The sequence below is a fragment of the Bordetella petrii genome (genome assembly GCF_020991325.1).
GTDB classification, from domain to species: Bacteria; Pseudomonadota; Gammaproteobacteria; order Burkholderiales; family Burkholderiaceae_B; genus Bordetella_A; species Bordetella_A petrii_E.
This window is the reverse complement of the sequence record NZ_JAJMLX010000177.1, coordinates 1-9,632: the sequence shown is the minus strand read 5'-3', so window position 1 is coordinate 9,632 and position 9,632 is coordinate 1. Positions and strand designations below refer to the sequence as shown.

Annotated in this window: 8 protein-coding genes; 5 read left to right on the top strand and 3 right to left on the bottom strand. The window is 65.5% G+C overall.

From position 1 onward, the window contains the following. Together LPZ50_RS16710 and LPZ50_RS16705 are read right to left on the bottom strand one after the other, a co-directional pair. A partial coding sequence (locus LPZ50_RS16710; protein ID WP_329957672.1) for a solute carrier family 23 protein occupies nucleotides 1–1,712 on the bottom strand: 1,712 nt, incomplete at its 3' end. 125 nt (nucleotides 1,713–1,837) lie between these two features. Then, entirely contained in the window at nucleotides 1,838–2,656 is an 819-nt protein-coding gene (locus tag LPZ50_RS16705) for a GntR family transcriptional regulator (RefSeq protein WP_230662790.1), read from the bottom strand. Between the two features lie 49 nt (nucleotides 2,657–2,705). Between LPZ50_RS16705 and LPZ50_RS16700 the strand changes: the two genes are divergently transcribed. The 3 genes from LPZ50_RS16700 (at nucleotide 2,706) to LPZ50_RS16690 (ending at nucleotide 6,147) form a co-directional block, all read left to right on the top strand. Next, on the top strand, nucleotides 2,706–4,160 hold the full coding sequence (locus tag LPZ50_RS16700) for a sulfatase-like hydrolase/transferase (protein WP_329957671.1): 1,455 nt from the start codon (nucleotides 2,706–2,708) through the stop codon (nucleotides 4,158–4,160). A 42-nt stretch (nucleotides 4,161–4,202) separates the two neighbouring features. After that, complete coding sequence (locus LPZ50_RS16695) at nucleotides 4,203–5,183, top strand: Bug family tripartite tricarboxylate transporter substrate binding protein (RefSeq protein WP_230662788.1); 981 nt, start codon at nucleotides 4,203–4,205, stop codon at nucleotides 5,181–5,183. Nucleotides 5,184–5,265: 82 nt separating this feature from the next. Further along, nucleotides 5,266–6,147 carry an alpha/beta fold hydrolase gene (locus LPZ50_RS16690; protein WP_230662786.1) on the top strand — a complete coding sequence of 294 codons (882 nt, stop codon included), beginning with the start codon at nucleotides 5,266–5,268 and terminating at the stop codon, nucleotides 6,145–6,147. 24 nt (nucleotides 6,148–6,171) lie between these two features. Here LPZ50_RS16690 and proP read toward each other — a convergent pair whose 3' ends face one another. After that, complete coding sequence (proP, locus tag LPZ50_RS16685; RefSeq protein WP_230662784.1) at nucleotides 6,172–7,701, bottom strand: glycine betaine/L-proline transporter ProP; 1,530 nt, start codon at nucleotides 7,699–7,701, stop codon at nucleotides 6,172–6,174. Nucleotides 7,702–7,902: 201 nt separating this feature from the next. Between proP and LPZ50_RS16680 the strand changes: the two genes are divergently transcribed. After that, a complete protein-coding gene (locus tag LPZ50_RS16680; protein ID WP_230662782.1) occupies nucleotides 7,903–8,391 on the top strand; it encodes a sigma-70 family RNA polymerase sigma factor in 489 nt (162 codons plus the stop codon). Between the two features lie 12 nt (nucleotides 8,392–8,403). Beyond that, complete coding sequence (locus tag LPZ50_RS16675) at nucleotides 8,404–9,399, top strand: FecR domain-containing protein (RefSeq protein WP_329957670.1); 996 nt, start codon at nucleotides 8,404–8,406, stop codon at nucleotides 9,397–9,399. Nucleotides 9,400–9,632: the final 233 nt, after the last annotated feature.

Here is a 9,632-nt window from a genome sequence, read left to right as displayed (position 1 = left end):
CCGAGGGTGTCGGCACGCAGTCCGCCCTCGATGGTCCGCTCGTCGGCGGGCCGTCCGACGATCTTGCCGAGCGCCAGCATGTCGGCGGTCGACTCGGTCATGCAGACCAGCATCACGATGCACATCGAGACGATGGCGGCGGCCTCGAAGTGCGGGGCGCCGAAGTGGAACGGGGTGGGGAAGCCGACCGCGTCCGCGCCGCGGATCGCGTCCAGGCTGGTCATGTGGAACGGCACGGCGACCAGGGTGCCGACGACCAGTCCGAGCAGGATCGCGATCTGCTGGAGGAAGCCGCGCAGCAGCCTGCGCTGGGCGAGGGCGATCACCAGGGTGAGCGCGGCCATGCCGATGTTCTTCATCGAACCGTAGTCGTGGGCCGCGGCGTTGCCGCCCTGGGCCCAGCGGAAGGCCACCGGGAGCAGCGAGACGCCTATCAGGGTGATCACGGTGCCGGTGAGGACGGGCGGGTAGAAGCGGAGCAGCCTGCTGAAGTACGGGGCGAGCAGGAAGCCCAGCACGCTGGCGACGATGCCCTTGGCGCCCACCGTGCCGGCCGAGCCGGTATTGATGGCGCCGGTATTGCTGATGGATACTGAACCCGCGTAACCGCCCGCGCCGCCATCATGGCCGTACGACCAACTGCCATCGCCGCCATTGCCACCGTTTCCGCCCTGGCTGAGCGCATAGATGCCGATGGCGCGATTGCCCGACGTGGTGATCGAACCGCCGTTGGCGATGGTGACCGCGCCAGCGCCGCCGCCCGTGCCTGCCCGGATGTCGGCCGGATTGTCCTGCGCGGCGCTGCCCCCCAGGGAGCGCGCCACCACCCCATACACTCCATCGCCCTGGCTGACCACGGCAGAGCCCGCCGAGGACGAGAAGCTGATCGCGGATGCACTGCCGCCATTGCCCGCATTGCTATGGCCGCCAAAATCGCCGCTGTGCTGCCCCGTGCCGCCGCTGCCGGCCGAAGAAATCAGGCCCACCGCGGCGCTGACGTCGGCGGAACCCGGGCCGCGCGCGGTAACCGAGCTATTGCCTTGCAGGTTGACGGTGGCTTCTCCGGCATTGCCGCCATGCCCGGCGTCGCGTTCCCCGCCGAACCCGCCTGCGATGGCACTGTCGCTGCCGCCGCCGCCCCAGGACTGCACTGCGATGCCAAAACCCAGGCCGCTGACAGTGGTGTCTGTCAGCGTGATGCGCGCCAGGTTGCCGTCGCCGCCGATGCCGTAGCCGCCATTGGGGCCCGAGGCATTGGCCCACATGCCGCCATGGCCGCCCGTGGAATAAAGGTCGATGCCGCGCGCGCTGGACGTGACCGTGCTGCCGGACAGGGTGTAATCGATATTGCGCCCGCCGCCGCCGTTGCCGCCCCAATGGCTGCGGTCGGCCGGGGCATCCTGGCCATTGCCTCCGGCCCCGCCGCTGACGTCGATAAGTATGCCCGCCTGGCCCGGATTGCTGGCCTGAATCTGCTGGTTGCTGTCGTGCTGGATGAAATCGCGCTGGCCCCATTGGCCATCGTGGCCGTTGTCGGGATCGCTGCCGCCGGAGCAGCATGTTCCATCGGCGCCGCGGAAATCATAGTTCAACGCTGTGTTTGACTGAGCATGCACCGGCGGCGCGAACAGGCTCAGACTGGATGCGCCGGCCTGCAGCAACAGCGCGATTCGGGACAGGCGAAAACCGGCGGGCGGGGCTTGCTTGGGCATCTTGCTGTGCACTGATTAAGCGGTGCGCCAGATTAGAACCCGGGATACTTACCGAACAAGCGGCGCATGACGAAGCGTCATGCCGGTTGGATGAGTGGCACGAACCGGCATGGCCGGCTGCTTTTCTATGTGGCGCCCAGGCGATCCGCCCTGAACGAAGGCCCTTGCTCGCGGCCATCGCTTATCAGGTGCAGGACGCGGTTATTGGCCGGAATCGCCAGTACCTGGTAGTAGATCGGGCTGTTTCGCCCCACATACGCCTGGATGGTCAGTTGCTGGCCCACGGTGCCGGCGCGCACGCCCAGGCTGCGGCAGACCGGCGCCTCGAACTTGTTGACGGACAGGTACTGGTCGATGCGCCCGATAGGCTGCGAGGTTTCGCGCAGGATCAGTTCCTTGAAGTTCAAGGTGGCCAGCTTCTTCAGGGGCAGGTCGCGAAACGCCGGCAGGCGATCCGCATCGACATAGAACCGCGAATACACCGAAAACTCATTGCCTATGGATAGCACGCGTTCGATGCACAGCGCCTGCATGCAGCGCAGATGCTGTGTCCATTGCCCGTCGGGGGCTGCATAACGGTCGACGATTTTGGGATACACGGGTAAATATCCGGTGCCGTCGTCATCGACGAAGCGGCAATGCAGGGGGGCGTGCATGGAGCCATCGCCGCGGTCGGCCACGAATGTGCCGCTGCCCTGCTGCCGCATGATGATGCCTTCTTCAACCAGCATGCGCAGGGCACGCTGGATGGTACCCAGGCTGAGCGGCAGTTCCTGGGCCCATTCCATCTCGGTGGGCAGGCGCAGGCCGGGCGCCCAGTCTCCCGTGGCAACCGCGGCGGCAATGGCATCGTGCAGCGCAACGTACTTCGGCATGCCGGGCCGAACAAAGCGTTCCAGGCGGCGACGCAGGTCCGCGCCCAAAGGGGCTTGATCTCGATTCATATTTCACTAATACTATATAGTAATAGAGTAGATAACCAGGAGACAGCACGTGAAACCGGCCAACCTCGTCGTCATTATGTCCGATGAACACAATCCCAAGGTAATGGGATGTGCCGGGCATCCTATCGTGAAGACCCCCAATCTGGACGCGTTGGCCAGGCAGGGCGCGCGCTTCACCGGCGCGTATACGACCAGTCCGGTGTGCATTCCGGCTCGCGCGGGGTTTGCTTGCGGAAAGTACATACACCAGATTGGTTTCTGGGATAACGCCGATGCCTACGATGGCAGCATTCCCAGCTGGCACCATGTGCTGCGCGACCGCGGGCATGATGTCGTGTCGATAGGCAAGCTGCATTTCCGCACGGCGGGAGAAGACCACGGTTTCAGTGAAGAGCAGGTGCCCATGCACATTCTCGAAGGCAAGGGGGACCTGATGGGCCTGATCCGGTCGGATCTGCCGCGCCGTGGCGGCGCCAAGAAAATGGCCGCCATGGCCGGGCCTGGCGAAACGCCGTACACCTTTTACGATCGCGAGATCTGTTCGCGGGCGCAGGTGTGGCTGCGCGAGCAAGGCGCGCAGGCGCGCCAGCGGCCGTGGGTGCTGTTTGTGTCGTTCGTCGCGCCGCATTTTCCCCTGACAGCGCCGCCCGAACACTATTACCCATATTGGGAACAGGACCTGCCGCTGCCCAAGCTGTACGCCCGCGAGCAGCGGCCCAACCACCCTTACTTGCGCGACTACGCGCACAGCTTCTGCTACGACGACTATTTCGAGTCGGATCGCGATGTGAAGCGCGCCCTGGCGGGATACTTCGGGCTGGTTTCCTTCCTGGACGACAACATCGGGAAAGTGCTGCGCACGCTGGACGAGACCGGCCTGGCCGCGGACACGCGCGTCATCTACACCAGCGACCACGGCGATAACCTGGGCGCGCGCGGCCTGTGGGGCAAGTCGACGATGTACGAGGAAATCGCCGGCGTGCCGCTCATCATGAGGGGGCCGGGCATCGAGGCCGGCACTGAGGTTGGCACCCCGGTCAGCCATGTGGACTGCTTTCCCACCATTGTCGAAAGCGCGGGGGTGGATTTCAACGCCGTGCGAGACGGGCATCCCGGGGTCAATCTTCTGGACATTGCCCAGGGGCAGGTGCCGCAACGCACGGTGCTGTCTGAGTACCACGGCATGGGATCGACGACCGGGGCTTTCGCGATCCGCATGGACAACTACAAGTACGTGCATTACGCGGCCTATCCGGCGCAGTTGTTCGACTTGGCGGCCGACCCTGAAGAAACCACGGACCTCAGCGGCGACCCGGCCCACGCGGGCGTGCTGGCCGAATGCCGCGACCGCCTGTACGCGCTGTGCGACCCGGACGAAGTGGACCGCCGCGCCAAGGCGCGGCAGGCCGAGTTGCTGCAGGCCAATGGCGGACGGGATGCGGTGATCGCCCGCGGCGACCTGGGCTTTACACCGGCCCCGGGATGCGCCGCCGACTTCCAGTAGCGCCTGCCTGGCACGGCGCCACCATTACAAGAGGAGACAGCCATGAAAACTTGGAAGCAAGCGGTGCCGCTGGCCATATTGGCAACCGGCCTGATCCATCCCCTGGAGGCACAGGCAGCTGAATGGCCTGACCGGCCTGTGCGCATGATTGTGGCGTACCCGGCCGGAGGCGGGCTGGACTTCGTCACGCGCGTCCTGGCGCAGCAATTGGCCAAGAAGACCGGCCAGAGTTTCGTCGTCGAGAATCGATCCGGCGCGTCGGGCGCGATAGGCGCCGACGCGGTGGTAAAAAGCGAGCCCGACGGCTATACCCTGCTGGTGGCGTCGCCCGCCGAGGTACTGGTCAGCGCGATTGCCGGCCAGAAAATGCCCTACGATACGCAGCGCGACCTGGCGCCTGTCACTTTGGCGGGCGAAACCCCGCTGGTGGTGGCGGCGCATCCGGCCGTCAAGGCCGACAGCATGGCCGAACTGCTGGAGCAGGCCCGTGCCGACCCGAAGGCGTTTTCATACGGCACCCCCGGCAACGGCAGTTCCATGCATTTCGCGGGGGAATCGATCAATATGATCGCCAATGTGTCCATTCTGCATGTTCCCTACAAGGGTGCCGCCCCCGCGCTGGCCGATTTGCTGGGCAATCAGATTCCGGTGGGCATAGTCGGTATGCCGCCTACCGTGGCGCACCAGAAAAGCGGCAAGTTGAAGATACTGGCCGTGACCGGGGAAAAGCGCTCCAGCGCCATGCCCGATGTGCCCGCCATGGCGGAAATCGATGGTTTTGAAGGTTATCGGTACACCAACTGGATGGGGGTGTATGTGCCGGCGGCAACCCCCCCTGCAACAGTGTCGGAACTGGCGGACGCCATCGATGGCGTATTGCGCCAGGAAGATACGCGCAAGATGCTGCTGGCCCAGGGCGTAGAGCCTATAGGCAATGGCCCGAAGGCCTTTGCCGCGTTTCTGGATGCCGAGCGGAAACGCTACGAGAAAGTGGCGCGCGAGCGCAATATCAAGATTCCCTGACAATGCAGGGGGCGAGCGGTCGGGCAGCATGGCCGCAACTTCCGCGATAATGGCGGGCTCATCGGTTGTATCCCCGGTAGCCATGTCTGTACAAAAACTGATCGCGGCCTTGTCGGCCTTTGCCCTGTTCGCCTTGTGCGGTCCGTCCGCGGCCGCGCCCAGCCCGCCGTCGCGTTTCACGGTAACCGTCGAGGGCCAGGGCCCCGATGTCATTCTTGTTCCCGGCCTGGGTTCCTCGCGCGAGGTCTGGCGCGGCCTGGCGGCCGGGCTGGCGCAAACCCACCGCCTGCACCTGGTGCAGATCGCGGGCTTCGCCGGCGTGCCCGCTGGCGCCAATGCGCAGGGCCCCGTCATCGAGCCGGTGGCCGATGCGCTGGCCGATTACATTGCTGCCCAGGGGCTGCAGGCGCCTGCCGTCGTGGGCCATTCGCTGGGCGGCGCCATTGCCCTGATGCTGGGCGCGCGCCATGCCGGGCAGGTGGGCCGCGTGGTGGTGGTGGACGCATTGCCCTTCTACAGCCTGCTGATGAACCCGTCCGCAACCGCCGAGTCGATGCAGGCGCAGGCCAAGGCGGCGGAATCGGCCATGCTGGATGCCAGCCCCGAACAACTGGCCGCCATGCAAGAGGCGGCGATTGCACGGCTGGTCAAGACCGAGTCGGCCCGTCCGGCCCTGGTGCAAATGGCCCGGGATTCCGACCGCCAGGTATTCGCCAGGGCGACGTATGAACTGATGGTGACCGACCTGCGGCCCGAACTTGCCAAGGTGGCGGCGCCCACCTTGGTCATCTATTCCCACGATCCGGCCTACGGCATTGGGCCAGAGCGGGTGGATGCCTGGTACCGCAGCCTGTACGGGCCGGTGCCGGCGGTTACGTACCAGCGTATCGACGACAGCTTTCACTTCATTATGCTGGACCAGCCCGCCGCGTTCGACAAAGCCGTCGAGGCGTTCCTGCGCTAGCAGCGGCGCGCCGCCGCTGGCTCGCTAATCGATGCCCGGATGCCGGTCCGCCAGGCGCTGGCGGCGTTCTTTCAGTTCCGCCAGTTGCGTTTCCATGACTTCGATTTCGGCTTCGACGTTTTCCAGGGTTTGTTCGATGTGGTCGTAGGCCTGTTGCAGCAGGGCCTTGGCTTCGCGCGGGTCGGACGCGGTGGGGGTGTCGCCGCGCAGCGGCCGGTTGGCGGTCTCGGGCAGGAAGAACGACGTGACCAGGCCGATGGCCGCGGCCACCATCAGGTAGTAGGCCGGCATCATCAGGTTGCCGCTTCCTTCCACCAGCCAGGCGGAAACGGTGGGCGTCAGGCCGGCCACGATGATGGCGATGTTGAATGAGCTGGCCAGCGCGCTGTAGCGTATGCGCGTGGGAAACAGCGCGGGCAGCGTGGATGCCATGACGCCCGTCAGGCAGTTCAGCAGCACGGCGATGAATAGCAGGCCCAGGAAAATAAGCCCGGTGTTGTCGCTGCCCACGAAACGGAAGGCCGGCACCGACAGCAGCAGCAGGCCGATGCTGCCCACCAGCAGGAACGGCTTGCGGCCGACCTTGTCGCTGGCAAAGCCCACCAGCGGCTGCACGAACAGCATGCCTATCATCACTACCACGATGATCAGCACGCCGTGTTCTTCGGAATATCCCAGGCTGCTGGAAAGATACGTGGGCATGTAGGTCAGCAGCATGTAGTAGGTGATGTTGGTGACCAGAACCATGCCTATGCAAACCAGCAACGACTTGCGGTACTTGGAGAAGATCTCGCGGAACGACACGGTGGGCCGTTCTTGCACGGCGTCGCGGTCTTCCTTGTCCATTTTCGCCAGTTGCTCGGTGAAGGCGGGCGTTTCTTCGGCCGCATGGCGCAGGTACAGGCCCAGCAGCCCCAGGGGCCCGGCCACGAAGAACGGCACGCGCCAGCCCCAGTCCAGGAAGGCCTGTTCGGCCATGATGGTCTGCAGCACCACCACCATGCCGGCGCCCAGCACGAAACCGGCGATGGAGCCGAAATCGAGCCAACTGCCCAGGAAACCGCGCTGCCGGTCTGGCGCGTATTCGGCCACGAAGACGGCGGCACCCGTATATTCGCCGCCCACCGAAAAGCCCTGGGCAAGCTTGCACAGCAGCAGCAGAACGGGCGCCCACAGGCCGATGGCCGCGTACGACGGGATCAGCCCGATGCAGAACGTGCTGAGCGCCATGATGATGATGGTGAGCGACAGCACCTTCTGCCGGCCGTAGCGGTCGCCCATGACGCCGAAGAACACGCCGCCCAGCGGCCGCACTAAAAAGGGCACCGAAAAGGTGCCCAGGGCGGCGATGGTTTGTACGGCGGGCGATGCGTCGGGAAAGAACACCTTGCCCAGGGCAAAGGCTACGAACCCGTAGACGCCGAAATCGAACCATTCCATCGCGTTGCCCAGCGCGGCGGCGGTAACGGCTTTCTTGACTTTGGCGTTGTCGATGACGGTGATGTCATCGATCAGCAACGGACGGACCTGCGACGCAGAAGATGAGTCAGTCATGAACGCGCTTCCCATGGAATGCAAGACACAGAGCGAGTATGGACTTGGAATCACTGCCGTACCGGCTCGATGATACAACTGTCGCGCACAACAAATAAGAATAATTCTTGGTATTATCTGCGGCGAACTCATCGCCGTCCGCGCCGCCAGCGGACGCGCGGATCTTTTGTCTGCCTGTACGTCGCGCCGGGGCGTTCCCGCATGTCTACTACCGTTCGCAGCCTTTACGAAAACAATCATGCCTGGCTTTACCAGTGGCTGCGGCGCCGGCTGAATTGCGGCGACGACGCGGCCGACCTGGTGCAGGACACTTTCCTGCGGGTGCTGCGCAAGCCGGACGAGGCGGCGCACGTGCGCGAGCCGCGGGCTTACCTGACCATTATTGCGCGCGGCCTGCTGCACGACCATTGGCGCCGGCGGACGCTGGAACAGGCCTGGCTGGAAACCCTGGCCACGCTGCCCGCGGCAACGGTGGCATCGCCCGAGAACCTGCTGGCCGTACGGCAGACGCTGCAGCAACTGGACGCCATGCTGTCCGGCCTGGCCCCCAGGGCGCGCGAGGTTTTCGTGCTGTCGCAGCTGGAAGGTTTGACCTACGCGCAAATCGCCGCCCGCCTGCGGATGAGCGACCGCACGGTCAAGCGTTACATGGCGCAGGGTTTCGAACTGTGCCTGGCGTTGATGGAGTAGGCGACCGTGCCCGTGCTGGAATCTTCGGCTTCCCTGGATAGTGCCGTGGTGCGCGAAGCGGCGCGCTGGCTGGTACTGCTGCATTCGGGCGAAGCCGGACCGCAGGACTACGCGGACTTCCAGCGCTGGCGGCAAGCCAGCCCCGACCGCGAACTGGCCTGGCAGCGCGCCGAACGCCTGAGCCAGTGGTTCGGCGCGGTGCCGCCAGAACTGGGCGTGCCCGTGCTGACACGCCAGGCCGGCGTGAACCGGCGCGCGGTCATCAAGGCACTGGCCGCGCTGGGCGTGGCGCTGCCGGCCGCGTGGCTGGCGTATCGCCATGGCCCATGGGGCAGCGCGGGCACTTATCGCACCGCCGTGGGCGAAAGCCGCAAGATCGTGCTGGCCGACGGCAGCCGGGTGCAGATGAATACGGGCACCGATGTAGATGTGCTTTATTCCGGCGACGCCCGCGCGGTGCGCCTGCGGCGCGGCGAGATCTATGTGCAGACGGCGCCCGACATTCAGGGCATGGCGCGGCCGTTCCTGATCGACACGGACCAGGGCCGGCTGCGCGCGCTGGGTACCCGCTTTACCGTCCGGCAACTGGAAGGCGGGCAGGCTGGCACCCAGTTGTCGGTGCTGGAGCACCGGGTGGAGATCACTCTGCGCGATGGCGGCGCGCGCAAGATCGTCGGCGCGGGCCAGCAAATCCGGTTTAGCGGCGCGGCCTTCGAGGCGGCCGGGCCCATCGGGCGGGCGCCCGGCACGGCGGGCATCGAGCCTCCGGGCTGGACGCGCGGCACCCTGCAGGCCGACGACATGCGGCTGGATGCGTTCATGGCCGAGCTATCGCGCTACCGGCCAGGTTTTATCCGCACCGATCCCCAGGTGGCCGGATTGCGGGTATCGGGCGTATTCCGCCTGGACGATACCGACCACGTACTGGCGGTGGTGCGCGAAACCCTGCCGGTGCGCATCGTGCAGCGCACGCCGTACTGGGTGACGGTTGCCGCCCGGGCGCCATAGGAACGCCGGCCATAGCCGTTTTATCTTGTTTCAATTCCGCTTGTCCCTTTTCGCATTGCTGGTCCGGCATACGGCGTATCGATGAACCGCATGAAGGGAATGAGCAAGGTGGAACCGGATCAGCAGCACAAGGTAGGCGCCTTTTTACACGCGTGGGCTCCCCGGCCCGCGGCCGGGCGGCTGGCATGGCTGGCCTGGGCGGCCTGCGCCATGCCGGGCCTGCTGGCCCCAGT